The 26,306-nt window shown below is 69.8% G+C and carries 26 protein-coding genes and 2 tRNA genes; 16 read left to right on the plus strand and 12 right to left on the minus strand.

The window, feature by feature from the left end; translation table 11 throughout:
- Positions 1-9: 9 nt before the first annotated feature.
- The gene (locus IF61_RS0112850) at positions 10-456 is read left to right on the plus strand and encodes an HD domain-containing protein (protein ID WP_030366470.1); all 447 of its coding nucleotides are present in this window, start codon (positions 10-12) and stop codon (positions 454-456) included.
- A 155-nt stretch (positions 457-611) separates the two neighbouring features.
- On the opposite strand, the gene IF61_RS0112855 is transcribed toward IF61_RS0112850, so the two are convergent.
- Positions 612-1,712 carry an acyltransferase family protein gene (locus IF61_RS0112855; RefSeq protein ID WP_043188917.1) on the minus strand — a complete coding sequence of 367 codons (1,101 nt, stop codon included), beginning with the start codon at positions 1,710-1,712 and terminating at the stop codon, positions 612-614.
- Positions 1,713-1,950: 238 nt separating this feature from the next.
- On the opposite strand from IF61_RS0112855, the gene IF61_RS0112860 reads away from it, so the two are divergent.
- Positions 1,951-2,145 (plus strand): hypothetical protein, encoded by a 195-nt coding sequence (locus tag IF61_RS0112860; RefSeq protein ID WP_030366472.1) that lies wholly within the window; start codon positions 1,951-1,953, stop codon positions 2,143-2,145.
- A gap of 103 nt (positions 2,146-2,248) precedes the next feature.
- Here the strand turns inward: IF61_RS0112860 and IF61_RS0112865 are convergent.
- Positions 2,249-2,322: transfer RNA gene (locus IF61_RS0112865), tRNA-Gly, on the minus strand.
- Positions 2,323-2,518: 196 nt separating this feature from the next.
- On the opposite strand from IF61_RS0112865, the gene IF61_RS0112870 reads away from it, so the two are divergent.
- The 8 genes from IF61_RS0112870 (at position 2,519) to IF61_RS0112905 (ending at position 9,580) form a co-directional block, all read left to right on the plus strand.
- Positions 2,519-2,595: transfer RNA gene (locus tag IF61_RS0112870), tRNA-Pro, on the plus strand.
- A 185-nt stretch (positions 2,596-2,780) separates the two neighbouring features.
- Positions 2,781-4,157, plus strand: a complete 1,377-nt coding sequence (tig, locus tag IF61_RS0112875; RefSeq protein WP_030366473.1) for a trigger factor — start codon at positions 2,781-2,783, stop codon at positions 4,155-4,157.
- A 365-nt stretch (positions 4,158-4,522) separates the two neighbouring features.
- Positions 4,523-5,128, plus strand: a complete 606-nt coding sequence (locus IF61_RS0112880) for an ATP-dependent Clp protease proteolytic subunit (RefSeq protein ID WP_030366474.1) — start codon at positions 4,523-4,525, stop codon at positions 5,126-5,128.
- An 81-nt stretch (positions 5,129-5,209) separates the two neighbouring features.
- A complete protein-coding gene (locus IF61_RS0112885) occupies positions 5,210-5,878 on the plus strand; it encodes an ATP-dependent Clp protease proteolytic subunit (RefSeq protein ID WP_374206189.1) in 669 nt (222 codons plus the stop codon).
- A gap of 142 nt (positions 5,879-6,020) precedes the next feature.
- Entirely contained in the window at positions 6,021-7,310 is a 1,290-nt protein-coding gene (gene clpX / locus IF61_RS0112890; protein WP_030366476.1) for an ATP-dependent Clp protease ATP-binding subunit ClpX, read from the plus strand.
- A 162-nt stretch (positions 7,311-7,472) separates the two neighbouring features.
- Positions 7,473-8,366: a hypothetical protein gene (locus IF61_RS0112895; protein WP_030366477.1), complete on the plus strand. Its 894-nt coding sequence runs from the start codon at positions 7,473-7,475 to the stop codon at positions 8,364-8,366.
- A gap of 83 nt (positions 8,367-8,449) precedes the next feature.
- Complete coding sequence (locus IF61_RS0112900; RefSeq protein WP_030366478.1) at positions 8,450-8,866, plus strand: ACT domain-containing protein; 417 nt, start codon at positions 8,450-8,452, stop codon at positions 8,864-8,866.
- A 192-nt stretch (positions 8,867-9,058) separates the two neighbouring features.
- The gene (locus tag IF61_RS0112905; RefSeq protein ID WP_030366479.1) at positions 9,059-9,580 is read left to right on the plus strand and encodes a DUF4232 domain-containing protein; all 522 of its coding nucleotides are present in this window, start codon (positions 9,059-9,061) and stop codon (positions 9,578-9,580) included.
- 7 nt (positions 9,581-9,587) lie between these two features.
- Here the strand turns inward: IF61_RS0112905 and IF61_RS0112910 are convergent, their stop codons facing one another.
- The 3 genes from IF61_RS0112910 to IF61_RS0112920 all read right to left on the minus strand — a co-directional run bounded on the left by IF61_RS0112910 (position 9,588) and on the right by IF61_RS0112920 (position 10,591).
- Positions 9,588-9,830 (minus strand): hypothetical protein, encoded by a 243-nt coding sequence (locus IF61_RS0112910; RefSeq protein ID WP_030366480.1) that lies wholly within the window; start codon positions 9,828-9,830, stop codon positions 9,588-9,590.
- A gap of 17 nt (positions 9,831-9,847) precedes the next feature.
- Complete coding sequence (locus tag IF61_RS0112915) at positions 9,848-10,132, minus strand: hypothetical protein (RefSeq protein WP_030366481.1); 285 nt, start codon at positions 10,130-10,132, stop codon at positions 9,848-9,850.
- A gap of 225 nt (positions 10,133-10,357) precedes the next feature.
- Positions 10,358-10,591: a GntR family transcriptional regulator gene (locus IF61_RS0112920; RefSeq protein WP_030366482.1), complete on the minus strand. Its 234-nt coding sequence runs from the start codon at positions 10,589-10,591 to the stop codon at positions 10,358-10,360.
- Positions 10,592-10,744: 153 nt separating this feature from the next.
- Between IF61_RS0112920 and IF61_RS37575 the strand changes: the two genes are divergently transcribed.
- On the plus strand, positions 10,745-11,170 hold the full coding sequence (locus IF61_RS37575) for a hypothetical protein (protein WP_342667989.1): 426 nt from the start codon (positions 10,745-10,747) through the stop codon (positions 11,168-11,170).
- A 545-nt stretch (positions 11,171-11,715) separates the two neighbouring features.
- Here the strand turns inward: IF61_RS37575 and IF61_RS0112930 are convergent.
- Together IF61_RS0112930 and IF61_RS0112935 are read right to left on the minus strand one after the other, a co-directional pair.
- Positions 11,716-12,645, minus strand: a complete 930-nt coding sequence (locus tag IF61_RS0112930; protein WP_030366484.1) for a hypothetical protein — start codon at positions 12,643-12,645, stop codon at positions 11,716-11,718.
- Between the two features lie 134 nt (positions 12,646-12,779).
- Positions 12,780-13,526 carry a hypothetical protein gene (locus IF61_RS0112935; protein ID WP_030366485.1) on the minus strand — a complete coding sequence of 249 codons (747 nt, stop codon included), beginning with the start codon at positions 13,524-13,526 and terminating at the stop codon, positions 12,780-12,782.
- Positions 13,527-13,625: 99 nt separating this feature from the next.
- On the opposite strand from IF61_RS0112935, the gene IF61_RS0112940 reads away from it, so the two are divergent.
- Positions 13,626-16,259, plus strand: a complete 2,634-nt coding sequence (locus tag IF61_RS0112940) for a valine--tRNA ligase (protein ID WP_030366486.1) — start codon at positions 13,626-13,628, stop codon at positions 16,257-16,259.
- Positions 16,260-16,412: 153 nt separating this feature from the next.
- Here the strand turns inward: IF61_RS0112940 and IF61_RS0112945 are convergent, their stop codons facing one another.
- The 5 genes from IF61_RS0112945 to IF61_RS0112965 form a co-directional block, all read right to left on the minus strand.
- Complete coding sequence (locus IF61_RS0112945) at positions 16,413-17,585, minus strand: hypothetical protein (RefSeq protein ID WP_030366487.1); 1,173 nt, start codon at positions 17,583-17,585, stop codon at positions 16,413-16,415.
- Between the two features lie 197 nt (positions 17,586-17,782).
- Positions 17,783-19,150, minus strand: a complete 1,368-nt coding sequence (locus tag IF61_RS0112950) for an XrtP-associated glycosyltransferase (protein ID WP_030366488.1) — start codon at positions 19,148-19,150, stop codon at positions 17,783-17,785.
- A 215-nt stretch (positions 19,151-19,365) separates the two neighbouring features.
- Complete coding sequence (gene wecB, locus IF61_RS0112955) at positions 19,366-20,496, minus strand: non-hydrolyzing UDP-N-acetylglucosamine 2-epimerase (RefSeq protein WP_030366489.1); 1,131 nt, start codon at positions 20,494-20,496, stop codon at positions 19,366-19,368.
- A gap of 122 nt (positions 20,497-20,618) precedes the next feature.
- Positions 20,619-21,347, minus strand: a complete 729-nt coding sequence (locus tag IF61_RS0112960; protein ID WP_052392664.1) for a response regulator transcription factor — start codon at positions 21,345-21,347, stop codon at positions 20,619-20,621.
- The gene (locus IF61_RS0112965; RefSeq protein ID WP_245684495.1) at positions 21,344-22,411 is read right to left on the minus strand and encodes a sensor histidine kinase; all 1,068 of its coding nucleotides are present in this window, start codon (positions 22,409-22,411) and stop codon (positions 21,344-21,346) included. Before IF61_RS0112965 ends, IF61_RS0112960 begins: the two co-directional genes overlap by 4 nt.
- Before the next feature lie 168 nt (positions 22,412-22,579).
- Between IF61_RS0112965 and folC the strand changes: the two genes are divergently transcribed.
- The 4 genes from folC to IF61_RS0112985 all read left to right on the plus strand — a co-directional run bounded on the left by folC (position 22,580) and on the right by IF61_RS0112985 (position 26,285).
- The gene (gene folC, locus IF61_RS0112970) at positions 22,580-24,106 is read left to right on the plus strand and encodes a bifunctional tetrahydrofolate synthase/dihydrofolate synthase (RefSeq protein ID WP_030366492.1); all 1,527 of its coding nucleotides are present in this window, start codon (positions 22,580-22,582) and stop codon (positions 24,104-24,106) included.
- 2 nt (positions 24,107-24,108) lie between these two features.
- Complete coding sequence (locus IF61_RS0112975) at positions 24,109-24,453, plus strand: DUF4233 domain-containing protein (RefSeq protein ID WP_030366493.1); 345 nt, start codon at positions 24,109-24,111, stop codon at positions 24,451-24,453.
- Between the two features lie 108 nt (positions 24,454-24,561).
- Positions 24,562-24,975 carry a nucleoside-diphosphate kinase gene (ndk, locus tag IF61_RS0112980; protein WP_030366494.1) on the plus strand — a complete coding sequence of 138 codons (414 nt, stop codon included), beginning with the start codon at positions 24,562-24,564 and terminating at the stop codon, positions 24,973-24,975.
- A 290-nt stretch (positions 24,976-25,265) separates the two neighbouring features.
- On the plus strand, positions 25,266-26,285 hold the full coding sequence (locus tag IF61_RS0112985; protein ID WP_004950903.1) for a rod shape-determining protein: 1,020 nt from the start codon (positions 25,266-25,268) through the stop codon (positions 26,283-26,285).
- The last annotated feature ends 21 nt before the right edge of the window (positions 26,286-26,306 follow it).

The following is a 26,306-nucleotide window of genomic DNA, read 5'->3' on the forward strand; positions in this document are numbered from 1 at the left end:
AGGACGCCCATGACCGCTCTCGACCTCGCCGCCGTAGAGGCCCTGGCGCGCCGCGCCCACGCCGCCCAGACGGACAAGGCCGGCCGCCCGTACACCGAGCACCTGGCGGCCGTCGCCGAGGGCGTGCGGCGGCGCGGCGGCAGCGACGAGCAGATAGCCGCGGCCTGGCTGCACGACGCCGTCGAGGACGGCGCGGTGAGCGAGGAGTGGCTGGCGGCCGCGGAGCTGCCCCCGGCGGTCAAGGACATGATCCTCGCGGTGACCAAGCGCCCGGGCGAGGCGCCGGAGGAGTACGCGGCCCGCATCCTGGCCACGCCCGGCGCCCTTCTGGTCAAGGAGTCCGACCTGGCCCACAACTCGGACCCGGAGCGCGCGAGGGAACTGGACGAGCCGACGCGGGAACGCCTGGCGGCGAAGTACGCGAAGATGCGGGGGTTGCTGGGCCTGGCGGGCTGACCGTTCGGCCTTCGCCTTTCGGCCGACCGTACGACCAATCTCCGCCGCGACGGCGATGAACCACAGCAGCGGAGACCGGCGGTGCCGAACGGGCGCGGCCAAGACATGATCGGCAACCCGCACCGGAGGTGAACCGCGGTGCCGAACAGGCCTGATCAGTGGGGCTTGTCGGTCGCGGAGGGAGCGCGGAACGCCCACTCCATCCGCGGTTCCATCACGCACCGGAAAACCCGCCGTACCGGCGGCGTACACAGCGCCGTCATCACTGCGATCGCGATCAGGGTGACCACGACCTCACCGACCGGCCGGCGGACCCACGCAGCCGCGTCGTACCACTCCCACCAGCGCGACAGCTTGATCAGGAAGCCGTGCAGCAGGTACCCGTACAGCGTTCCCGCGCCCAGTGACGTGAACCACGTGGCCCGGCGCGGGACCCAGGCGAGGAAGCCCGCCGTGAGCACGGCCGAGCAGAGGAAGAGGGCCAGCGTCATCACCGGCGCCGTCCAGACCGGCTCGTGCAGGTCCTGGACGGCGCTGTTCCGGTAGAACCAGCCGGTGTCCAGCGTGGGCGCCTGCCAGTACGCGACCGCCACCGCCGCCGCGAACACCGGCACCGCCGCGACCCGCACCCACCGCCGCCGCACCAGCTCGAAGTGCTCGCGCCGCAGGTGCAGGCCGATCACGAAGAACGGCAGGAACTGCAGCACCCGCTGCAGATCGAAGTCGCCGCCGATCTCGGGGGAGACCGCGGCCAGCACGGCCACCGCGAAGGCGACGGGCACGGGCCAGCGGATGAGTTTCCAGATCGGGGTCGTGATCCGCCAGACGAAGAGCGCGGCGAGGAACCAGTTCAGGTACCACGGGTTGAGCAGTGAGAGGGGCTCCGGCGCCGCGTCGGGCTCCGCCCAGTGCTGGAAGTACGTGTAAGCGACCTCGAAGACCAGGTACGGCACGACCACGCCCGTGAGCAGCCGCTTGAGCTTGGCCGGACTCATATCGAAACCACGGGAGAAATAGCCGGATATCAGGATGAACGCCGGCATGTGGAAGGTGTACACGGTCATGTAGAGAGCCATCGCGGCTCGGCTGGAGTGCGAGAGCGGCTCCCACGCGTGCCCCAGCGCCACCAGGACGATCGCGAGGTACTTCGCGTTGTCGAAGAAGGGATCGCGCTGCGCCGGGGCGCCGGCGGGCGCGGTTCCGGCCTGCTCCGAGGGGGTCACCGCGCGGGCGGGGGGTGTGACGGCGGGGGACATCCGACGCACCCTAGCGGCGTCTCGCCGCGACCGCCACGCCGTCCGCCAAGTCCCCCGATATCCACTGACCACGGCTTTGCGGACAGTTTCTGGACGAAGTGCCGATGAAATGTCACGGGCCCACAGAAACAGGCAAGTTGGTGGCACGATGGTTGACGGGCGAGGGCTGCGGGGAGCATGTCTCCCGGGCCGACCAGTGGGTGGACCGGTGTGTATCCGACCGAGGGTGTGATCAGTTGTGGCCATTTCACTGTCAGTGGTGCTGCTCTTGGCGATCGTGCTGGTGGTGCTCTTCCGCTCCGGCAGCATCAAGGGCGGCCCGGCCCTGGTCGCCATCCTCTTCGGCTTCTTCCTCGCCTCGACGGGAATGGCGCCGTCGATCCAGAGGTTCCTGAACTCGATCACCGAGACGATAAGCGCCATCAAGTTCTGAGGCGACGGGCGATGCGGCAGCCGCGAACACCCGGGAACCAGCGGAAAGCGGGCCCGTACGGCAGCCGTATGACAAACGCCCCCGGCAGGGCCGGAGGCGTCGGTGGAGCGGGCGACGGGAATCGAACCCGCGTAGCCAGTTTGGAAGACTGGGGCTCTACCATTGAGCTACGCCCGCACGCGCCGCGAGCCCGGAAGGGCTGTACGGCACGGTGTGCATCGTAGCGGGTCCGGGCGGTGCGCCGCACGTCACCCCTTCGGCCCCGGTCCCCGCGCGTCTCCGCGCCGGTCCCGCGCCGCCCCGCGCTCCCGGGCGCCGCCGGTAATCCGGCCACCGACCCCTCCGCGGGCATGTACCCTACGTCTCGCACTTACGGGGTGTGGCGCAGCTTGGTAGCGCGTCCGCTTTGGGAGCGGAAGGCCGTCGGTTCGAATCCGGCCACCCCGACCACACGAACGGCCGCGGCCACCGGGAACCACGGGGCCACGAGCAAGATCACATTGTGGGGCTCATCCTGCTTGCGGTTACTATGCAAGCTGCGTGCCCGTGTGTCTGCACTACCGAGTCTGCCTACCGGGCGCGATCCGCTGAACCTCAGCAGAATCACCAGAAGTCAGCCCCAAGGAGACCGAACCGTGAAGAGCGCCGTGGAGACCCTGAACCCGACTCGGGTTCGGCTCACTGTCGAGGTGCCCTTCGAGGAGCTCAAGGCCAGCCTCGACGCGGCGTACAAGAAGATCAACCAGCAGGTCACGGTGAAGGGCTTCCGTCAGGGCAAGATCCCGGCCCGTGTCATCGACCAGCGCTTCGGCCGCGGTGCGGTGCTGGAGGAGGCCGTCAACGACGCGCTTCCGAAGTTCTACACCGAGGCGATCAACGAGGCCGAGCTGAACCCGCTGGGTCAGCCCGAGGTCGACATCACGGAGCTGAAGGACGGCGAGCTGCTGGCCTTCACCGCCGAGGTGGACATCCGCCCGACCCTGGAGATCCCGGACTACTCCGGCATCGAGGTCACCGTCGACTCCGTCGAGGTCACCGACGAGGACATCGAGAAGTCGATCGAGCAGCTGCGCGACCGCTTCGCGACCACCGCTCCCGTCGAGCGCGCCGCCGCCGAGGGTGACATCGTCACCGTCGACCTGGAGGCCAAGGTCGACGGCGAGGTGCTGGAGGACGGCGTCGCCAAGGGCGTCGACTACACCATCGGCTCCGGCCAGCTGCTCGACGGCATCGACGAGGCCGTCACCGGCCTGGAGGCCGGCGGCACCGCCACCTTCACCTCCGAGCTCAAGGGCGGTTCCGCCGAGGGCAAGGAGGCCGAGGTCAAGGTCGACGTCACCGCCGTCAAGTCCCGCGAACTGCCGGAGCTCGACGACGACTTCGCCCAGCTGGCGAGCGAGTTCGACACGCTGGAGGAGCTGCGCGCCGACAGCCGCAAGCGCCTCGAGCGGATGAAGAAGTTCGACCAGGCCACGCAGGCCCAGGAGAAGGTCCTCGACGAGCTGATCAAGCTCGTTGAGGTCCCGATGCCGGAGAAGCTGCTCGAGGACGAGGTCAACACCCGCAAGCACAACCTCGAGCACCACCAGCTGGGCCAGATGGGCCTGGACCTGGCGAAGTACCTGGAGATCCAGGGCAAGTCCGCCGAGGAGTTCGACGCCGAGCTCAAGGAGCAGGCCGAGAAGGGCATCAAGACCCAGTTCATCCTCGACGAGATCGTCAACAAGGAGAAGGTCTCGGTCGGTCAGGACGAGCTCACGGAGCACCTGATGCGCCGTGCCCAGTCCTCCGGCATGAGCCCCGACCAGTTCGCCCAGGCGGTCGTCGAGGGCGGCCAGGTCCCGATGCTCGTCGGTGAGGTCGCCCGCGGCAAGGCGCTCGCCACCGTGGTCGAGGCCGCCACCGTCAAGGACGCGTCCGGCGAGGTCATCAGCCTGGACGACGAGGACGAGGAGACGGTCGAGGCCGCCACCGAGGCCGTCGAGGCGGCTGAGGGCACGACCGAGGCCTAAAGCCCCGGTCTCCCGCGCAGGCGCCGCAGGGCGCCCGTGAGGCAGCTACGGAACGGGTCCGGACGTGTTCGCACGTCCGGGCCCGTCCGTGTCCCCTGGGGCTGCTGCCCGCGCCTGTGCGACCTGCGGATCCCGTGCTGAGCCCGCACCGGTGTCACAGCGAACCTGCGCTCAGAGCGAACAGTTCCTGATGCGGGATGGCGGCCGCCGAACAGCGCGTTAGGGTCCGTAGATACGAGGGCAGGGGACCACGTGGCGACCGCCGGAAGCAGTCCGGCCGCGCCGGCCGGACCCCGGTCCCCGGAGAAGACGCGGAGACGGCCCGTTGCCGTCAGAGACGAGCAGGTGGATACGTGACGAATCTGATGCCTTCCGCCGCCGGTGAGATCGCCATCGGTGGTGGCCTCGGCGACCAGGTCTACAACCGGCTGCTCGGGGAGCGGATCATCTTCCTCGGCCAGCAGGTCGACGACGACATCGCCAACAAGATCACGGCGCAGATGCTCCTCCTGGCCGCCGACCCGGACAAGGACATCTACCTCTACATCAACAGCCCCGGCGGCTCGGTGACGGCCGGCATGGCGGTCTACGACACCATGCAGTACATCCCGAACGACGTGGTCACCATCGGCATGGGCCTCGCGGCCTCGATGGGCCAGTTCCTGCTGACCGGCGGCACCCCGGGCAAGCGCTTCGCGCTGCCCAACACCGACATCCTCATGCACCAGGGGTCCGCGGGCCTCGGCGGCACCGCCTCGGACATCAAGATCCAGGCCGAGCAGCTGCTGCGCACCAAGAAGCGCATGGCCGAGATCACCGCGCTCCACACCGGCCAGACCGTGGACACGATCATCCGTGACGGTGACCGCGACCGCTGGTTCACCGCGGACGAGGCCAAGGAGTACGGGATCATCGACGAGATCATCACCCACGCTTCCGGCGTTCCGGGCGGCGGCGGCACCGGGGCCTGACGCCCCGGCGCAGTACGAACCGCCAGACAGCCCGCATCCGGGCCGGGGAGGCTGCCTCCCGGCCCACCGACCGCCACCAGGATGGTGAAAACCCGCATGAACATCTCGTCCCCGAGCGGCCTGTACACCGGCCCGCAGGTTGACTCCCGCTACGTCGTCCCGCGCTTCGTCGAGCGCACCTCGCAGGGCGTCCGCGAGTACGACCCGTACGCGAAGCTCTTCGAAGAGCGCGTGATCTTCCTGGGCGTGCAGATCGACGACGCCTCCGCCAACGACGTCATGGCGCAGCTGCTGTGCCTGGAGTCGATGGACCCGGACCGCGACATCTCGATCTACATCAACAGCCCCGGCGGCTCGTTCACGGCCCTCACGGCCATCTACGACACGATGCAGTTCGTGAAGCCGGACATCCAGACGGTCTGCATGGGCCAGGCCGCCTCCGCCGCCGCGATCCTGCTCGCGGCCGGCACCCCGGGCAAGCGCATGGCGCTGCCCAACGCCCGCGTGCTGATCCACCAGCCCTCCAGCCAGACGGGCCGCGAGCAGCTCTCCGACCTGGAGATCGCCGCGAAGGAGATCATGCGGATGCGCACCCAGCTGGAGGAGATGCTGGCCAAGCACTCCACCCAGCCGATCGAGAAGATCCGGGACGACATCGAGCGCGACAAGATCCTCACTGCCGAGGACGCGCTCGCCTACGGCCTGGTCGACCAGATCGTTTCTACCCGCAAGAGTTCCGTAAACGTTTGATCGCCGTGCCGCTGGTATCCCCCTTGCGCTGACCGAGTAAGGGCAAGGGGGGCCCGCTCGGGGGGCCCGGCAAGGTACCGTCGATAGGCAAGCACCCGGGTTCGCAGTGCAAGGCGGATCCCAGGCGAAGGGGAAGCACCTCGTGGCACGCATCGGTGACGGCGGCGATCTGCTCAAGTGCTCGTTCTGCGGCAAGAGCCAGAAGCAGGTGAAGAAGCTCATCGCGGGTCCTGGTGTGTACATCTGCGACGAGTGCATCGACCTCTGCAACGAGATCATCGAGGAAGAGCTCGCGGAGACGAGCGAGGTCCGCTGGGAAGAGCTTCCCAAGCCCCGCGAAATCTACGAGTTCCTCGAGGGCTATGTCGTCGGCCAGGAAGCCGCGAAAAAGGCCCTCTCCGTCGCCGTCTACAACCACTACAAGCGGGTGCAGGCCGGTGAGACCGGCGCGCACAACCGCGACGACGGCATCGAGCTCGCCAAGTCCAACATCCTCCTGCTGGGCCCCACGGGCTCCGGCAAGACGCTGCTGGCCCAGACCCTGGCCCGCATGCTGAACGTCCCCTTCGCCATCGCCGACGCCACCGCCCTGACGGAGGCCGGCTACGTCGGCGAGGACGTCGAGAACATCCTGCTGAAGCTGATCCAGGCCGCCGACTACGACGTCAAGAAGGCCGAGACCGGCATCATCTACATCGATGAGATCGACAAGGTCGCCCGTAAGAGCGAAAATCCGTCGATCACACGGGACGTGTCGGGCGAGGGCGTCCAGCAGGCCCTGCTGAAGATCCTGGAAGGCACCACCGCGTCCGTTCCGCCGCAGGGCGGCCGCAAGCACCCGCACCAGGAATTCATCCAGATCGACACGACGAACGTGCTCTTCATCGTCGGCGGCGCCTTCTCCGGCCTGGAGAAGATCATCGAGTCGCGGGCGGGCGCGAAGGGCATCGGCTTCGGCGCCACGATCCGCTCCAAGCGGGAGATCGAGGCCAGCGACCAGTTCCAGGAGGTCATGCCGGAGGACCTGGTCAAGTTCGGCATGATCCCGGAGTTCATCGGCCGCCTGCCGGTGATTACTTCGGTGCACAACCTCGACCGCGAGGCGCTCCTCCAGATCCTCGTCGAGCCGCGCAACGCCCTGGTCAAGCAGTACCAGCGGCTGTTCGAACTCGACGGCGTCGAGCTCGAATTCGACCGCCCGGCCCTGGAGGCCATCGCCGACCAGGCGATCCTGCGCGGCACGGGCGCGCGCGGCCTCCGCGCCATCATGGAGGAAGTCCTCATGTCCGTGATGTACGAGGTCCCGTCGCGCAAGGACGTCGCGCGGGTCGTCATCACCGCGGACGTCGTCCACTCGAACGTCAACCCCACGCTGGTCCCGCGCGAGCCGCGGATCGTGGGGAAGGACGAGCGGCACGAGAAGAGCGCGTAGCGCGCTGCGCTGAGCTTGTGGGGGAGGGGTGCCCGGCGGTTTGCCGGGTGCCCCTTTTTGCTGTTTGCGGGTTCGTAGAACTGGTGAACAGCCCGATGCTCGAACGGGTGGCCGGGTTTGGAGCGCCGGACGTGATCGGGCTGGTGTCCCTACGGTCGGATCATGGTGACAGCGAACCACGAGGCATCGCACCGGATCTTCCAGGAACGGCCGGAGTTACTCGCGCCGGTGTTCCGGATCCTGGGCGTTCCCCTGCCGGAGGAGGTGTCCGTCGAAGTGCTCTCGCCGGACGCCACAGAGATCAGACCACTGGAGCGGCGCGTGGACAGCGTGCTGCGTATCCAGCCACGTGACAGTAGTAAGAGCTTTCTGCTGGCCATCGAGGCACAAGGGCGCCGCGACAGCGACAAGGCGGTCAGTTGGGCTTACTACCTCGCGTTTCTCAAGGCCAAGTACGGGCACCCGGCACTGCTGCTCGTGGTCTGCCAGGACAAGGCGACCGCCGAATGGGCGGCAGGCCCTTTCAAGCTCGGACCCGAGGGCTGGAAAGCGCTGTCCGTGCACCCTCTGGTTCTGGGGCCCGGAAACGTCCCGCCGATCATCGACGAAGAGGAAGCCGCCCAGAACCTGGCCATGGCGACCTTCTCGGCCATGACGCATGGGCGAGACCAGGATGCTCCGGCCATACTGGACGCGCTGGCGCGTGCCCTGGGGACGGTAGACGAAGAGTCCGTCGCGTACTACTCGGAACTGCTGGAAATCGGCCTGGGAGAAACCCCGGCGAGGGAGACCTGGAGGAATCTGATGACCATCCGCACGTACTTCCCTGGCCGGGGCACGCTCATCGAGGAGACGCTCCTGAAGGGTGAGGCCAAGGGCCGGGCAGCTGCGTCGTCGGCAATGGTGCTGCGCGTACTCGATCACCGGGAAATCTTCATGCCGGAGGCGGCCCGCGAGCGCATCACGAGCTGCACCGACCTGGACGTCCTGGAGCGCTGGATGGACCGCGCTCTCACCGCGTCCACGATCGATGAGGTCTTCGCCGAGGAGAGCTGAGCGGTAGCGTGGAGGAGGGCGTCCGGACGAGTGCCGGGCGCCCTTTCGCGTGTCCGTGCATGCTCGTACGTAGGGTGGCGGGCATGGCAGGAGAACGTGATCTGAGCAAGCTGCTGAGCGGAATGCGGCCGGAGCTGAACGCCGGCCGGTACGTCTACGCGACGGTGGAGGGGGAGCCGCCTGCGGGCGTCGCCCCCGTGGTGACGGTGCGCGAACCGGAGGGTCTGACCCTCGTCGTACGCCAGGAGGAGGCCGACGCGGCGGGCCTGTCGTACGGCTACGTGGCGGGCTGGATCACGCTGCGGATCCACTCGGCGCTGGAGGCGGTAGGACTGACCGCGGCGGTATCCCAGGCCCTGGCCCAGGCCGACCTCAGCTGCAACGTCGTGGCGGGGTTCCACCACGACCACCTCTTCGTCCCGTACGAGCGGGCGGAGGAGGCGGTGGGGGTCCTGGAGGCGCTGGCGAGCGCGGCCGAGTGGGATCGGTCCGGCGGCTGAGGAGCCCCGGTGCGTCCCGCTGCGGCATTCCAGGAGAGCGGTGTTTCCGCAGGTCAGGTGGAGTGAGAGCGTTCCGGTGTCCCGGATGGCGCGGTGGGGCCTTGTGGGCGGCGAAGATCCGCGGAGAGGCTGGCGGCACGCCCCGGGCAATCCCGCCCCGGGAGGCGATCCGTAACCATTGGAGACACCCGTATGCGTACCGCCCGCCTCACCGTCACCGGCCTCGCCCTCGCGGCCGCGCTCCTCGCCGGCACCGCCGCCACGACCGCCCAGGCGCAGGCCGCGGAGCCGGCGCCGATCCCGGCCTGCTCGCTCACCAACACCAAGACCACGGTGCAGAACGTGCCCCGCCCGATCAACCACCAGCTGCTCACGACCACCAACACCAGCTCCGAGCCGTGCTTCGCCTACGGCCACCCGCACCTGGCCTTCGACGCCGCGCAGCACGTGGTGCCGGTCGTGGACGACTCGATACCGCAGGCCGTCGTCACCCTGGAGCCGGGCCAGTCCGCCTACGCCGGCATCAACCTGTCCGCCGCCGACGGATCCGGCACGGACGGGCGCTACGCGAGCGTCCTGCGCGTGAGCTTCGACGAGGGCGACGGCACGGAGAGCCGGGCGCGCACGGTGACGCTCCCCGAGGGCACGTGGGTCGACAGCAAGGCGGCGGTGACGTACTGGCAGAGCGACGTCGAGAGTGCCCTGATGTGGTGACGCCGTATCAGCCGAGGTAGTCGATCTGGAAGATGTGCAGTGTCTTCGTCTGGTGGCCGAGATAGAGGACGACGAACAGGTCGCTGAGGACGAGGGTGCGCATGATCCCGTCGTCTTCGTCGTAGGGCTCTGTGGCGGCGATCGGGTCGGCGCAGGCCGCGGCGAGGGCGAGGGTGAGTCGTTCGCTGACGGGCTGGGGCAAAGAGTCCCAGACCGCCTGGTTCGTGGCGTTGCAGTGGAGGGCGTACACGGGCCCAGCGTGTCAGGTCAGGCGGCGCCGCGTGCCTGGATTCGGTCGGCTTCCCGCAAGACGCGGTCGGTGACGTCGGTCCACTGACCGGGGACGTCGCCGCCGGATTCCTGGGCGGCTGCGGCTTCGCGCCCACGCTGCACCGACGCGAGAGTGCGATCGGCGATGCCCTGCCACTTGGCGAACACGGCAAGGACGTCGTGCGCGGGCGCCTTGTTGATTTCGCTGAGGAAGCGCTGGGCGAGTGTGGGATTGCCGAGGGCGTCGTGGATGCGTTCGATGGTCCACGGTTGGGTGCTCATGAGTCCTCCACGCGTCGACTGCTCGCCGGGCCCACGGTAGCGGGTTCGCCGTGCTTGCGGGTGCGTGATGGCGCGGGACTGGGGCCGGGGCCGGGGTGGTCCAGGCCCTACGGGGCTGCATGATTTACGGACTCTGTCGCACGTTGGGCGAACCCGGAGCGTTTCCGCAAATCACGCTTTACGCCCCTTGCCGGGCCAGGACCACCCCGGCCCCTCCCGTGCGATCTACGGCTGCGGGGTGACGAACGAGCCCATTCCCGGCTCGGTGTAGATCAGCCCCTCCGAGCGGAGTGCTCGGTGCACCTTCTGGGCCGTCACGCTCGCGATGCCGAACTCTTCGGTGAGCTGGACGACGGACGGCACGCGTGATCGAGGGCCGTAGGTGCCGTCCTTGATGCGTTGCCGGATTACATCGGCCACCTGGCGCCAGCGCGGGATGTCGGGAGCGAATTCGATCACTTGACCACGCTACGTACACCATGGCGTCCTAGTCGAGATATTCCATGTTCCAGCGTGCTATAGCATGGCTACGCTAAGGTCTTGCACGTAAAGGACCCCGGCGGTCGCTGACGCGACCCCGGGGCATGGTCAACGCCGTAAAGGAGCGTCGACATGCGCAACCTTATCCGCCGCTGGTTCCGCCGTGAACGGCAGATTTCCGCCCCCGAATCGCCGCCTGTTCCCGAGCCTCGCGCCGCCGAACCTGAACCCCGCACCTCACAGGGCCCCACCTGTGGCGTCTACGTATGGGCCACCGCCCACGGCGTCAACCTTCAGTCCAGTTCCCCGCTGGGCATCTGCACCTGTTCCGAACGGGCGCACCAACCGCTCCCCGCCATCGGTTCGTTCGTCGTGGACAAGCGGGACGGCAGTGTCGGACAAGTCATGCGCAACGGCGGGTCGCAGCTCCTGCTGCGTGCGCCCTCCGGCGGGGGCGACTGGGAAGCTGACCCCGACGCGGTCCGACTCGCAACCGAGGCCGAGCTCCTCAGCGCCAAGGTTCAGGCCGCCAACACCGCCAGTAGGTGGGGCAGGTGATGTAGAGACCAAAGGCCGCTGCGAACCCTGTAGGGGTGCGCGGCGGCCTTGGTGGTGTTGAGCGCGCTTAGACCTGTGGCCAGGCTGGGTCTGATAAAGGTTGCGGAGAGGCATCAGTGGTATTCGCAAGCAAAGGTGGCCCGGTCATAGTTGACTCCGAGAGTCGTCAGGGCCAGCTGGCAGGGGCCTCCAAGAACATTCGTGTTCTCCCACCAGTCGTTTGCGGCAGCCTGGCACGCCTGCTTCACCTTGGGGCCGACGTTGTAGCCGTATGACTTCAGATACGACGTGCACTGGGCAGGGGTGGCCTGTGCCGAAGTGGATGTTGAGAGCTGAAGAGTGCCCGCTGCCAGGACCAGCCCTGCAGTAACTGCCACTCGCTGCGCCAACTTACGCACGATGTCGTCTCCCTCACGCATGCATAGCCTGCCGAACAGCCTCAACGGCTTGCTCGGCAGGCATGATCATTTTCGTGGGCGACGCTATCAGCCATGGCCAACGATCAAAGGTTGCTATTCAGTCACCTTTGATGCTGCCCCAACGGTTCACTTGTCCTTACGGACCTCGTTGCGGACCTTGGCGGTCGCCTCGGCCAGCTCCTGGGCGGACATAGCCTTACCGTTGGACGTCTCGCCTCCGTAGGGGCTGTTGCTTTGCGAAGCCGACTGCCGGACGTAGCCGACAGCGCTGGAGTCGCCCCAGATGCACGTGCTGGCCTGGCTCGTGGACGAGATGGCGCCAAGGCTGACCGTGGCCTTCTTGGTCGTGCACTTCATGACCGCGCCGTCGAAGCCGCTCGGCGAGAACTCCGTCCAGGGCGTGACCGTCTCGATCTTGAGTCCCTGCGCGCCCGCGGTGCTCTGCTTCTGGTTCTCTTCGTTCTTCGCGATCATTGCGTCGACTGTCTTCGTCGGGTCGGAGAGTTCGCCGTACACGCCCGACACTACGAGCGTCTCCTTCTCGGCGTTGAGGTAATGACCTGAAACGGCGGTGCCGTTGGAGATCCCGGACTCCTTGGCGTTCTTGTTGTCGGTCAGGTCCTGAGTGTCCGTCTGCTTCGCACCCGGCGCGCTCGCACTCGCCTTCGTGTACTTCCCGTCCAGCAGCTTGTCCGGCAGGACGATCGTGTACGGCGCCACATCCCCGCCGCCGCCCATGAAGTACATCGCACCCGCAATGAGCGCACCCACGACCGCCACCGCGCCGATCGTGATGCCGATCGCCTTGCCCTTGCCGCCGCCGCTCTGGGGCGGGACCGGCGGGGGGTACTGGCCGCCCGGGTAGCCCGGCTGGGGCTGCTGGGGGACGCCCCAGGGCTGCTGGGGTGCCGGGGGCTGCTGGCCGTACGGCGTGCCCGGGGGCGGCGGGGGCGGCGGCGGGTAACCGTAACCGGGCTGGCCGGCCGGGGCGCCCTGGCCGTACGGGCCCGGCTGCTGGGGCGGTTGGCCGTAGGGGCCCGGCTGGTTGTAGCTCATTGCGACTCTCTTCGATCCGTGGGGGGACTCGTGTGACAGTCCTGCCATCCTTCCGGATCTCTTACAGGGGACTTACCGCCGGGCGGCAACGGTTTCGGAACAGTTGCCGCACAGGAGCGGCAACTTCGGGCGAATCACCCCCGTGCCGCCCGCCGTAGCATCCCCGCCGCCTCCGCCGCCGCCGCGATCTCCGTCCGCTCTCCCAGGGCTGCGCCCACGACGCCCAGCGTGCTGTGGTCCGCCCAGACGCAGTACGGGAGGGTCAGGGGCGTGCCGGGCTCGCCCTCCGCCGGGGTGAAGCTCACCGGCTGGCACTTCATGACGGCACCGTCCACGCTCACCCGCTCCGGGCTGCCCATGACCTCCTCCCGCGCGCCCCGCCGCACCGGCTCCCGTCGCGCGTCCTCCGCCATCGCCTCGAACATGCCGTCCACGGCCCGCTCGGGGTCCCTCACCTCGCCCCAGATGCCGCTGAACATCAGCTTTCCGCGGGCCGAGGAGTAGCCGGCCGTGACGCTGCCCGCGTCCCGTACCCCCAGGCTCCGCAGCCGCTCCAGGTGGTCCGTCCGGAACGTCCGGCCGACCGGCGAGTCCATCCGGAAGCCGGCCACGCGCTCCGGGGCCGTCAGCCGGTACCGCGCGCCGCCGGCCGCCTTGCTGCCGCCGCCCGTGAGGAGCAGGAATCCGCCCAGAAGTGTGCACACCAGGATGAGTGAACCGATCACCACGCCGGCCACGACCCTGCCACTGCCGGCGCCCCGCCGGTCCGGGACCGGCGGTGGCCACACGGCTGCGCCGTAGCCGTTCGGGCCGCCCGGCCGGGCGTAGGACCGGGGCGTCACCGGGAGCGGCTCGTACAGGGTGGCCTGCTGCTTGCTCATCGTTCTCTCGCCGCTTCTCTCGTTGCGTGGGCGTCATCCTTGCCGATCCCGCGGGAATGGGTTCGAAACCCCCGCGCGTGCCCCCGTAGAATTCATCCCGTGACCGACAACACTCAGCGCCCCGACAGCGGGCACGCCGACCGCACCCCCGACCTGCCGACCCAGTACGCGCCGGCCGATGTAGAGGGGCCGCTGTACGAGCGCTGGGTAGAGCGGGGCTACTTCGAGGCCGACGCCAAGAGCGAGAAGGAGCCCTACACGATCGTCATCCCGCCGCCGAACGTCACCGGTTCCCTCCACCTGGGCCACGCCTTCGAGCACACGCTGATCGACTCCCTCACGCGCCGCAAGCGCATGCAGGGCTACGAGGTCCTGTGGCAGCCGGGCATGGACCACGCGGGCATCGCCACGCAGAACGTGGTCGAGCGCGAGCTGGCCAAGGAGGGCAAGTCGCGCCACGACCTCGGCCGCGAGGCGTTCGTCGAGCGCGTGTGGCAGTGGAAGGGCGAGTCCGGCGGCCAGATCTCCGGCCAGATGCGCCGTCTGGGTGATGGCGTTGCGTGGTCGCGCGAGCGCTTCACCATGGACGAGGGCCTGTCCAAGGCAGTCCAGACGATCTTCAAGAAGCTCTACGACGACGAGCTGATCTACCGCGCCGAGCGCATCATCAACTGGTGCCCCCGCTGTCTCACGGCCATCTCCGACATCGAGGTGGAGTACCAGGACGACGAGGGCGAGCTCGTCTCCATCCGCTACGGCGAGGGTGACTCCTCCATCGTCGTCGCCACGACCCGCGCCGAGACGATGCTCGGCGACACCGCCGTGGCCGTCCACCCCGAGGACGAGCGCTACCAGCACCTCATCGGCACCGAGATCGAGCTGCCGCTGACCGGCCGCCGCATCCCCGTCGTCGCCGACGAGCACGTCGACCCCGAGTTCGGCACGGGTGCCGTCAAGGTCACCCCGGCCCACGACCCGAACGACTTCGAGATCGGGCGACGCCACGACCTGCCGTCGCTCACCGTTCTCGACGAGCACGGCGTCATCACCGTCCACGGGCCCTTCCTCGGCCTGGACCGCTTCGAGGCCCGCTCCACCATCGTCGGCGCCCTGCGCGCCGAGGGCCGCATCGTCGCCGAGAAGCGGCCGTACACCCACTCCGTGGGCCACTGCTCCCGCTGCAAGACGACGCTGGAGCCGCGCCAGTCCATGCAGTGGTGGGTCAAGACCGCCCCGCTGGCCAAGAACGCCGCCGACGCCGTCCGCGACGGCAAGGTCAAGATCCACCCCGAGGAGATGTCGAAGCGCTACTTCGACTGGGTCGACAACCTCCACGACTGGTGCATCTCGCGCCAGCTGTGGTGGGGCCACCGCATCCCGGTCTGGTACGGCCCGGACGGCGAGATGGTCTGCGTCGGCCCGGACGAGCAGCCGCCGGCCGGCGAGGGCTGGCACCAGGAGACCGACGTCCTCGACACCTGGTTCTCCTCCGGCCTGTGGCCGTTCTCCACCCTCGGCTGGCCCGAGAAGACCGAGAGCGTCGAGAAGTTCTATCCGAACTCCGTCCTCGTCACCGGCTACGACATCCTCTTCTTCTGGGTCGTCCGGATGATGATGTTCGGCCTGTACGCGATGGACGGCACCCCGCCGTTCCACACCATCGCCCTGCACGGCATGGTCCGCGACCAGTTCGGCAAGAAGATGTCGAAGTCCTTCGGCAACGCGGTCAACCCGCTCGACTGGATGGACAAGTACGGCTCCGACGCCGTCCGCTTCACCCTCGCGCGCGGCGCCAACCCCGGCGTCGACGTGCCGATCGGCGAGGACTGGGTCCAGGGCTCGCGCAACTTCGCGAACAAGATCTGGAACGCGACGCGCTTCGCGATGATGAACGGCGCCACGGTGGAGGGCGACCTGCCGCCCGCCGAGCAGCTGTCGGCCACCGACCGCTGGATCCTCTCGCGCCTCAACGCCGTCGTCGCCGAGGTGGACGCGCTCTACGACGACTACCAGTTCGCGAAGCTCTCCGACGCGCTGTTCCACTTCGCGTGGGACGAGGTCTTCGACTGGTACGTCGAGCTGTCCAAGACCACGTTCCAGAAGGGCGGCCCCGAGGCCGAAGCCTCGCGCCGCGTCCTGGGCGAGGTCCTCGACGTCACCCTCAAGCTCCTGCACCCGGTCGTGCCCTTCGTCACCGAGACGCTGTGGACCACGCTCACCGGCAAGGAGTCGATCGTCATCGCCGACTGGCCGAAGGACAGCGGCTTCCGCGACGCGGCCGCCGAGCAGGAGATCGCCACGCTCCAGCAGGTCGTCACCGAGGTCCGCCGCTTCCGCTCCGACCAGGGCCTGCAGCCGGGCCAGAAGGTCCCGGCCCGCCTCGACCTGACCGGCACGGCGCTGGCCGCCCACGAGGACGCGATGCGTTCGCTGCTGCGCCTGCAGCCGGCCGGCGAGGGCTTCGCCGCGACCGCCTCGCTGCCGGTCGCGGGCGCGACCGTCGCCCTCGACCTGTCCGGCACGATCGACGTCGAGGCCGAGCGCAAGCGCCTCACCAAGGCGCTCGCCGCGGCCGAGAAGGACAAGGCCCAGTCCACGGCCAAGCTCGGCAACGAGGCGTTCCTGGCCAAGGCGGCGGAGGCCGCCGTGGAGAAGATCCGTAAGCGGCTGGAGACGGCCGACGCTGATATTGAGCGGCTCAGCGCGCAGCTGGCGGGGCTGCCTCAGGGCTGAGCCCTTGCCCTTCGGGCATTGAGCGGCCCCCTGTGCCATGAGGCGCAGGGGGCCGTTTGCATGTCGGCTGCGGGCCGGTGGGGGCTTGTCGCGCCCACGCGGCGGAGCCGCAGATTGACACCGCCCCGCGCCCCTTATGGGGCGCTGCAGCGCCTAACGGGCTGCCCACGGCCTTGATCGGTTCGGGTCCCACATCGGTCCCCACGGCCCCTCCACGAGGGCCTCTTCCTCCTGGGCCGGGCGGCGGCGCCGTTTCCGCCGGTGCTGCGGCCAGAACAGTACGTACGTCGTCGACACCGCCACGAATCCGAGCCGGATCAGGCCCTTGGCCGACTCGTCCGGTACGGCGAACACGCTGCCGTACAGCACGATCAGTGCGATCCAGCTCCACCACGGCACGAGGCGCCGCTGCCCGCACACGTCCCACAGCAGCGTGCCGAGCAGCACCGACGCCGTGTAGTACGTGTAGACGCTCGGGTCGAGGAGGATGCGGGCGTTCGCGCCCAGCAGGACGACCCCGGCCCAGCGGCCCCGCCACACCGCGATCGCGCCCAGGGTGAGGCCGAGGGCGGCCTGGGCGGGGCGGGCCCAGTCGGGGGTCACGGGGGTGTTGCCGCCCAGCCAGCGCAGGGCGGAGGCCGGGCTGTTGGGGATGGTGAACTTCGCGGCGGCGAAGGAGTCCGGGGCCGCGAGGAAGAACGGCAGCCAGGCGACGGCCAGCAGCGCCGCGCACCACAGGACCGCCCGCATCCAGCGGTCGCGGGGCAGGGCGAGGATCAGCGGCACGAAGGCGAGGGCCGTCGGCTTGGAGTCCATGGCCAGGGCCAGGCAGGCGCCGACGGCAGCCGGGTTGCAGCGGGTGAGGAACCAGACCGCCAGCGCCGTGAAGAACAGCGCCAGGACGTCGTCCAGGTGCCCGAACCGGACCGACACCTCGATCCACATCGGGATGAACGCCAGCCCCGCGATCAGCACGCGACGCCGCAGCCGGTCGTGGTTGGTGCCCGTGCCGAGGAAGTGCATGGCGGCGCTGCGCCCCGCGAGCACCATGATGACCAGGCCCAGCACGGACATGAACGCCGCCGCCAGGAACTGGCCCGTGTGCTCGGAGAACGGGTTGAACAGGCCCGCCACCAGGAAGCTGATGGGGCCCATCTGCAGCTCGGGGTGGTGGGCGTAGAGGTTGAGCCCGCCGGTCCCGTCGCCCGCCGCGCCCTGGTAGATCAGCTCGCCGCCGGTGCGCAGGTAGTGCCAGGAGAAGCCGCCGTTGGGTTCCACGACGGCGAACCACAGCACGGTCCACGCCGTGAGCAGCAGCAAGTGCATCCGTGTGCTGATTTCCGGTACCCGCACCCGCACAACGCTCCCGTTCCGCTGCCCGGTCCTGCTCCGGACATGTGTCACCAGGGGTCAGATGGCCGAACGGGGGCGGAGGTTGCTCCGGGGCCGGAAAATGTGACCCGGCTCATGGTTTGCGTGCCGTGGTGCGATGTGGCATGACGTGACATGACGTCAGCTCACGATCAGCTCTCGATCGCGACCGGGCCCGACGTGACCACCTCGGCGTTGCGCCGCGTCTTCGCCCAGCCGTTGCGGCCGCGCAGCATCCGCACGAAGCCGCGCGCCGACGCCGGGAAGAGGTGGTACGCGTACAGCCACAGCGCGAGGCCCCACAGCAGGGCGGACAGCAGCGAGCTGCCGGAGGCGCGGTCCCGGCGGTAGACCGGGCCCCACAGCACGAACGGCAGCACGGAGACCACGGCCAGGCCCAGCACCAGCGGCCACAACGCGAGCATGCCGCCGAACGCGGCACCGAAGCCGTCCTCGGCCGCGGTCAGGCCCAGCAGGGCGAACATGACCGCGCACAGCGCGAGGGTCACCAGGTGGGCGACCGGCTGGAGGAAGGTGTAGAGCGTCTCCAGGACGCCCTTGCCGCCGTAGTGGCGCGAGGAGACGATGCGCGGCGCGTAGCGGACGCACTGCAGGTTGCCCTGCGCCCAGCGGGTGCGCTGGGTGAGGAAGCGGCGGGCGTGCGGCAGGCCCTCCTGGGAGACCCAGGTGTCGGCTATGTGGGATATCCGGTCACCGCCCAGGATCATGTGCAGGCCCAGCTCGTAGTCCTCCAGGAGCGCACCGCGCTGCCACGGGCGGCGCTCGGCGGCGGCGATCCGGTCCAGCGCGGCGAGCCGGGTGAACTGGCCGTTGCCGCCGAGGCCCACGGAGCCGGTGCGGCCGCGCAGCAGCTGCATGCCGGCGTTGGAGACGGAGAACTCCATGTCCTGCATGCGGACGAGGAGACGGGCGAAGGCGTTGCGGAGGCGGCCGTGGTCCTCGCCGAGCGGGCGGGGGTCGCCGGCGTTGCGCATGCGCACGCTGACCTGCACGCCACCGGTCTCCGGGTCGCCGAAGCCGGCAGGGCCGCTCACGCGCTCCAGCGCGTGCGGGTCGAGCTGGCCGTCGGCGTCGATGACGCACACGACGACGCGCTCGCGGTCGGCGTCCTTGGAGAGGAACTGGTTCAGCTCGTCGTACGCGGCGTTGAGCGCGGCGCCCTTGCCCTGGCGGGCGTTGGGACGGACCCGGCTGACGAGGTGCACGCGGCGGTCCGTCTCGGCGAGCGCGGCGACGATGGCGCCGGTGCGGTCGTCGCTGTCGTCGTCGATGACCCACACGTGGGCGCGGGGGTGGTCGGCGCGCAGGCGCTCGACGGTGGTGCCGACGACTGCCTCCTCGTCCCGGCACGGGACGAAGAAGTGCCAGTCGAAGGCGTCGGCGTCGCCGTTCTCCGCCTCGGGGCGGCGGAGGTAGGCGTGGCGGGCGCCGGCCCAGTAGAGGAGGAAGCAGGCGAGGAGGAAGAAGGGGAAGGCGAGGAGGAAGGGGCTGGAGAACACGGGTTTTGCTCCGGGGGGCTTCGGCGGGTACGGCACCGCCGGTCACGTGCGTGGGGGTTGTTCGCCGTTGCGGCGGGGGAGAGGCGTTTCCCGGGCTGCGCCCGGACCCCGCGCATTTCAGCCCGTCCGGCGATTGAGGACGAGCGCGTTCAGCGCGATACGGGGTCCGGGGCGGAGCCCCGGTTACGGGAAGGGGCGGGGTGGGGGAGAGACCCCTACGCGGCCGCGGCCAGTTCCTGCGGCGCGGCGATCGCCGTCAGCAGCGTCACGATGCGGTCCGACGCCAGGCCGTCGCCGAACGGGCTCGGCAGGGCCGACAGGCGGGACAGGCCCTCCGGGCCCTCGGCCAGGCGTCGCCGGGCGATCCGCCCGATCTCCGCCCCCGGCTCCACCAGGTCCGCGAAGTCCGCCATCGCCTCCGGCCGCTCCGTGGAGCGCCGCACGACGACCAGCGGCCGGCCGAGCACCGTGCACTCCTCCTGGATGCCGCCCGAGTCGGAGACGAGCAGCGCCGCGTGCCGGGCCAGGGCGAGGAACTCGCCGTAGCCGAGCGGGCGGGTGACGGTCAGGCCGGCCAGCAGGCCCTCCAGGCCGGCGGCTTCGAGGCGGGCCCGGGTCCGCGGGTGCAGCGGCACGACGACCGGCCGGCCGTCGGCCACGAGCGCGGCGAGCTCGGTGAAGACGGCGCGCAGGGCCTCGGGGGAGTCGGTGTTCTCGGGGCGGTGGACCGTGGCCAGGACGTACGAGTCGGCGGTCAGGCCGTGCAGGCGCAGCAGCTCCGCGCGCTCGGCCGCGGGCGGCAGCTGGCCGTGCACCGCCTCCACCACCGTGTTGCCGGTGACGGCGATGCGGGCGTCGTCGACGCCCTCCGCGAGGAGGTTGGCGCGGTTGTCCTCGGTGGCGGCGCACAGGACGTCCGCGATGCGGTCGATGAGGACGCGGTTGTGCTCCTCGGGCATGTTGCGGTCGTGGCTGCGCAGGCCGGCCTCGACGTGCAGCAGCGGGATGCCGCGGGCGTTCGCGGCGAGCGCGCCGGCGAGGGCCGCGTTGGTGTCGCCCTGGACGACGACGGCGAGCGGCGGCTCGGCGGCGAAGAGGTCGTCGAGCTGGGCGAGGGCGCTGGAGATCTGGACGGCGCGCGGCTGTCCGCCGACCCCGGTCAGGAACGTCGGCTCGGGCAGCCCCAGCTCGGTCAGGAAGCGGCCGGACAGCTCCTCGTCGTAGTGCTGACCGGTGTGCACCAGGTGGGCGGCGGGGCCCAGGAGGCGTACGAGGTCGGTGAGCTTGACCAGCTCGGGGCGGGTGCCGAGGACGACGGCGACGCTACGGGCGGGCAGGGACTGCACGAGGTGACTCCTGGGGCCGACGGGCTGCTGACAGCTCACGACCTTGCGGTGCCTCGGTTGCACCCCCGGGGTGCCTTCGGTTGCCCGACGGTTGCGAAACCGGAATCGGGGCGGAAAAGGGGCTAGAAGGGACTTTCGTCCTCGTCCGGGGCGGGGCCTTCGTCCCCGCCGTCGGCCCGGTAGCGATAGCCCAGGCCCCGTACGGCCTCCAGCGGGTCCGCGGCCTCGTCGCCGGCGGCCTGCCGGAGCTTGCGCCGCAGCCGCAGGACGGCGAACTTCACCCGCTCGCGGCCGGTGCCCTCGGGGTCGTCCCACACCCGGTCGAGCAACTGGTCGGTGGTGATCACCCGGCCCCGGTTGCGGACGAGCACCTGCAGCAGCCGGTACTCGATGTCGCTGAGCCGGGCCTCGTGCCCCTGCCAGACCGCCGAGCGCCGCTCGGGCACGAGCCGCAGCCCGTCGTCGAAGGAGTCGCCGGCCCAGCGGGTGGGCGCGGTGCGGCGCAGCAGCGCCTCGACGCGGGCGAGCAGCTCGTCGTTGCCGAAGGGCTTGGGCAGGTAGTCGTCGGCGCCGGCGCGCAGGCCGCGGACCCGGTCGGTCTCGGCGCCGCGGGCGGTGAGCAGCAGGACGGGCAGGTCGCTGAGGTCCCGGGTGCGCTCCAGCACCTCCCAGCCGTTGAGCTGCGGCAGCCCGATGTCCAGGAGCATGAGGGCGGGGCGCTCGGCGAACAGCAGCCGCAGCCCGTCGCGGCCGTTGCCGGCGTGGGCGACCTCGTAGCCGGCGCGGGTGAGGAGGGTGCGCAGGGCGAGGGAGAGGTCGGGGTCGTCCTCGACGACGAGCACGCGGGTCATCCGGCGGCCTCCTCGCGCGGGGGCTCGCCCGGTCCCGCGACCGGCAGCCGGATCAGGAAGGCCGCGCCCCCGTCCGCCGTCTCGCCGACAGTGATCGTCCCGTCGTGCAGCCGGACGATGGCGCGGCTGATGGCGAGGCCGAGACCGGTGCCGGGATATTCGCCCGTACGTGCGTTCGGTGCCCGTACGAAACCATTGAAGATCTCCTCCCGGAATTCCTCCGGTACGCCGATTCCGGTATCGGCGACTTCGATCTCCCAGAACTCGCCGCGCGGCGCCGCCGTGACCGAGATCCGGCCACCCGCGGGGGTGTATTTCGCGGCATTCTCCAGAAGATTGGTCAGGACGTGTCGCAACCGGTGCCGGTCGCCGCGCAGGACGGGCCCGGGGGTGCACTCCACAACGGTGAACAATCCCGCCTCCTGCGTCGTGCTCATCCGGTCGAGGACGGCGTCCTGGAGCATCCGGTCCACCTCCACGTCGCCGAATTCCAGCTCCAGGCCGGCGGTGGCCCGCATCCGGGTGGTCAGCAGCAGGTCGGCGATCACCCGCTGCATGCGGTCGGCGTTGCGCCGGATGGCGTCCAGGAAGGAGGACTGCTCGTCGGTGAGGGTGCCGAAGGAGGGGTCGGTGAGCAGCTCGCAGAAGCTGATCACGGAGGTGAGGGGCGTGCGCAGCTCGTGGGAGGCGGCGGCCGTGAAGGCGTTGCGCTGCCGGGCCAGCTCGGTGAGGGCCACGTTGTCGCGCTGCAGGTCCCGCTCGCGCCGCTTGCGCTCGGTGACGTCCTCGTACGTCCACAGGGCGCCCAGGTAGGCGCCCTCGTGGCGGAGCGGTTCGATCACGCGGCGGACGGTGCGGCCGTCGGGGAGGGGGAGTTCGGCCGTCCGGTGGACGTGGTGGCGGGCCGGGACCTCGCCGGCCCGGACCCCGGCGCCGAACATGCGGGTGAACCTCCGGTTGGCCGCGAGCACCCGGTCGTCCGGGCCCTGCACGGCGGCGCCCGCGGGCAGCGCCTCCAGCAGCGCTTCCAGCAGCGTCCGCCACCGGTCGTCGTCCTCGCTCACCACCCGGCACCACCCGGCTCCCGTGCATGAGGGGTCTTCCAGGGAAGACAGAAGAAAACAGAAGCAAGCAGAAGAAAACTGAAGAAAGGGGTCTTCCGGGAAAACCGTAGGGCAAGGCCGCCGGGCCTGCCGCCCGCGCTGTCGTACCCCCTCCGTAGACTGGTCCGCGTGAGCGAGCGCCCCCTGAACGACGACAACGGCAGCACCGGCCCCGACGACAATGACCGTTTCGAGGACATTGTCGATGCCGAGACCGACCGCGACCCCGACCTCGCCGTCATCGAGGCCGGCAGCCGGACCCTGCGCGCCCAGGCCGGGCCGCCGCAGGGCGACATCCCCGCCCGGCCCGAGGACCCCGAGACCGACCGCGCGCTGCGCGAGGTCGAGACCGAGCTCGCCGGCCGCTGGGGCGAGACCAAGCTCGACCCCTCGCTGGTCCGCATCGAGGCCCTGATGGACATCCTGGGGCAGCCGCAGCGCGCCTACCCCGCGATCCACATCACCGGCACCAACGGCAAGACCAGCACGGCCCGCATGATCGAGTCGCTGCTGGGCGCCTTCGATCTGCGCACCGGCCGGTACACCAGCCCGCACGTCCAGTCGATCACCGAGCGCATCAGCCTCGACGGCGCCCCGATCTCCGCCGAGCGCTTCATCGAGACGTACCAGGACATCAAGCCGTACGTGGAGATGGTCGACGACCGCGAGGACTACCGTCTGTCCTTCTTCGAGGTCATGACGGGTATGGCCTACGCGGCCTTCGCCGACGCCCCGGTCGATGTGGCCGTCGTCGAGGTCGGCATGGGCGGCACCTGGGACGCGACGAACGTGGTGGACGCCTCCGTCGCCGTCGTCACCCCCATCTCGCTCGACCACACCGACCGCCTCGGCGCCACCACCGGTGACATCGCCGGCGAGAAGGCCGGCGTCGTCAAGCAGGACGCCACCGTCGTCCTCGCCCAGCAGCCGGTGGACGCGGCGCAGGTGCTGCTCAAGCGCGCGGTCGACGTCGACGCCACCGTGGCCCGCGAGGGCATGGAGTTCGGCGTCGTCTCCCGCGAGGTCGCCGTCGGCGGCCAGCTGCTGACGCTGCGCGGCCTCGGCGGCGAGTACCCCGAGCTCTTCCTGCCGCTCTACGGCGCCCACCAGGCGCACAACGCCGCGGTCGCCCTGGCCGCCGTCGAGGCTTTCTTCGGCATCGGCGCGCAGCACGCCCGCACGCTCGACATCGATACCGTCCGCCGCGCCTTCGCGCAGGTCAGCTCCCCGGGCCGGCTGGAGGTCGTGCGCCGCAGCCCCACCGTCGTGCTGGACGCCGCGCACAACCCGGCCGGTGCGCAGGTCACGGCCGAGGCGATCACCGAGGCGTTCGGCTTCAGCCGGCTCATCGGCGTCGTCGGCGCCAGCGCCGACAAGGACGTCCGCGGCCTGCTGGAGGCCTTCGAGCCGGTCTTCGCCGAGGTCGTCGTCACCCGCAACTCCACCCCGCGCTCCATGGACCCCGACGAGCTCGCGGCCGTCGCCGTCGAGGTCTTCGGCGCCGAGCGCGTCCAGGTCGAGCCCCGGCTGGACGACGCCCTGGAGGCCGCGATCACCCTCGCGGAGGAGGAGTCCGAGTTCTCCGGCGCGGGCGTCCTGGTGACCGGCTCGGTGATCACGGTCGGCGAGGCCCGGCTGCTCCTCGGAAAGGGCTGATCATGAGAACGCTGTGCGCCAGCACTCTGATCGGTGAATTCTTCGTCATCGGATTCGCCGGTCTGGTCGCCATGCAGATGTCCGACCTGTCGACGGGCACGGTGTGGGCCGTCAGCGGCACCGCGATGGCCCTGAGCGTGCTGCTGTGCGGCATGCTCACCCGCCCGGGCGGCGTCCAGCTGGGCTGGCTGCTGCAGTTCGGGCTGGTCCTGAGCGGCTTCATCGTCCCGATGATGTTCATCCTCGGGGTGGTCTTCGGCGGCCTGTGGTGGGCGTCGGTGCACTTCGGCCGGAAGATCGACGAGGCGAAGGCCCGCTTCGCGGCCGAGGCGGCCGACGCCGCGTAGCCCGGGCGCCGGCCGGCCGCCGCCCGGCCCCGGTCCGGGTGCCGCGCGTCCGCCGCGCCCCTGTACCCTCTGGCCCACCAGACTCGATCGTCCGCAAGGAGCCGCAGTATGAGCCAGCGCACCCTCGTCCTTCTCAAGCCCGACTGCGTCCGGCGTCAGCTGGTCGGCGAGGTCATCGCCCGCATCGAGCGCAAGGCCGGATGGACGATCAGCGCGCTGGAGCTGCGCACCCTCGACCGCGACACCCTCGCGCAGCACTACGCCGAGCACGAGGGCCGGGACTTCTACGAGCCGCTGATGGGCTTCATGTCCTCCGGCCCCGTCGTCGCCATGGTCGTCGAGGGCGAGCGCGTCATCCCGGGCGTGCGCGCCCTGGCCGGCCCGACGGACCCGATTTCGGCCGCCCCGGGATCCATCCGTGGTGACTTCGGCACCATCACGCGCGAGAACCTCATCCACGCCTCGGACTCCGAGGAGTCGGCCGAGCGGGAAATCAAGATTTTCTTTCCCGGTCTCGCCTGATAGCGCATCAGGCCCGGAGCCTTTCCGATCAGGGGCGACCGATTTTATTTCGGTCGCCCCTGGCATATGCGTGGCGAACGAGGGAACCTCTCACTCCGACACGACGTCACCATTACTAGGGGAAGCTCCACTTCCGCCGACAATGGCGGAGGAACCCTCGCACCGTGTTCGACCGGTCGAGACTACGATGAGAGCTTCCGCGCCCGCCGCGCACCGCACACCTGCCGACCTCAAGTAAGCAATCGCTCACTCCAGCTGGGAAGGCCAGACGTATCCTCATGGGGAACAACATGTCGTTCATCGGCCGTGACATGGCTGTCGACCTCGGGACCGCCAACACGCTGGTGTACGTCAGAGGCCGCGGAATCGTCCTCAACGAGCCATCCGTCGTCGCCATCAACACCAACACCGGCGGCATCCTCGCGGTGGGTGCCGAGGCGAAGAAGATGATCGGCCGCACCCCGGGCAACATCGTCGCGGTCCGGCCGCTGAAGGACGGCGTGATCGCCGACTTCGAGATCACCGAGCGCATGCTCCGCTACTTCATCCTCAAGATCCACAAGCGGCGCTGGATGGCCCGGCCCCGCGTCGTGGTCTGCGTGCCCTCCGGCATCACCGGCGTCGAGCGGCGCGCCGTCATCGAGGCGTCCACCCAGGCCGGCGCCCGCCAGGTGCACATCATCGAGGAGCCCATGGCCGCCGCCATCGGCTCCGGCCTCCCCGTCCACGAGGCCACCGGCAATATGGTCGTCGACATCGGCGGCGGCACCACCGAGGTCGCGGTCATCTCCCTCGGCGGCATCGTCACCGCCCAGTCCATCCGCGTCGCCGGCGACGAGCTCGACAACGCGATCATCCAGCACATCAAGAAGGAGTACAGCCTCCTCCTCGGTGAGCGCACCGCCGAACAGATCAAGATCACCATCGGCTCGGCCTACGACCTGGAGCAGGACGAGCACACCGAGATCCGCGGCCGGGACCTGGTCAGCGGCCTGCCCAAGACCGTCGTCATCTCCGCCGCCGAGGTCCGCAAGGCCATCGAGGAGCCGGTCAACTCCATCGTCGACGCCGTCAAGACCACCCTCGACAAGTGCCCGCCCGAGCTCTCGGGTGACGTCATGGACCGCGGCATCGTTCTCACAGGCGGCGGCGCCCTCCTGCGCGGCCTCGACGAGCGGCTGCGCCGGGAGACCGGCATGCCGATCCACATCGCCGAGGACCCGCTGGACTCCGTCGCGCTGGGCTCCGGCAAGTGCGTCGAGGAGTTCGAGGCCCTCCAGCAGGTCCTCGACGCGCAGCCGCGGCGCTGACGCGCTCGCCCCTTCGGGCGG

The organism is Streptomyces roseoverticillatus (assembly GCF_000719265.1).
Taxonomy (GTDB): Bacteria; Actinomycetota; Actinomycetes; order Streptomycetales; family Streptomycetaceae; genus Streptomyces; species Streptomyces roseoverticillatus.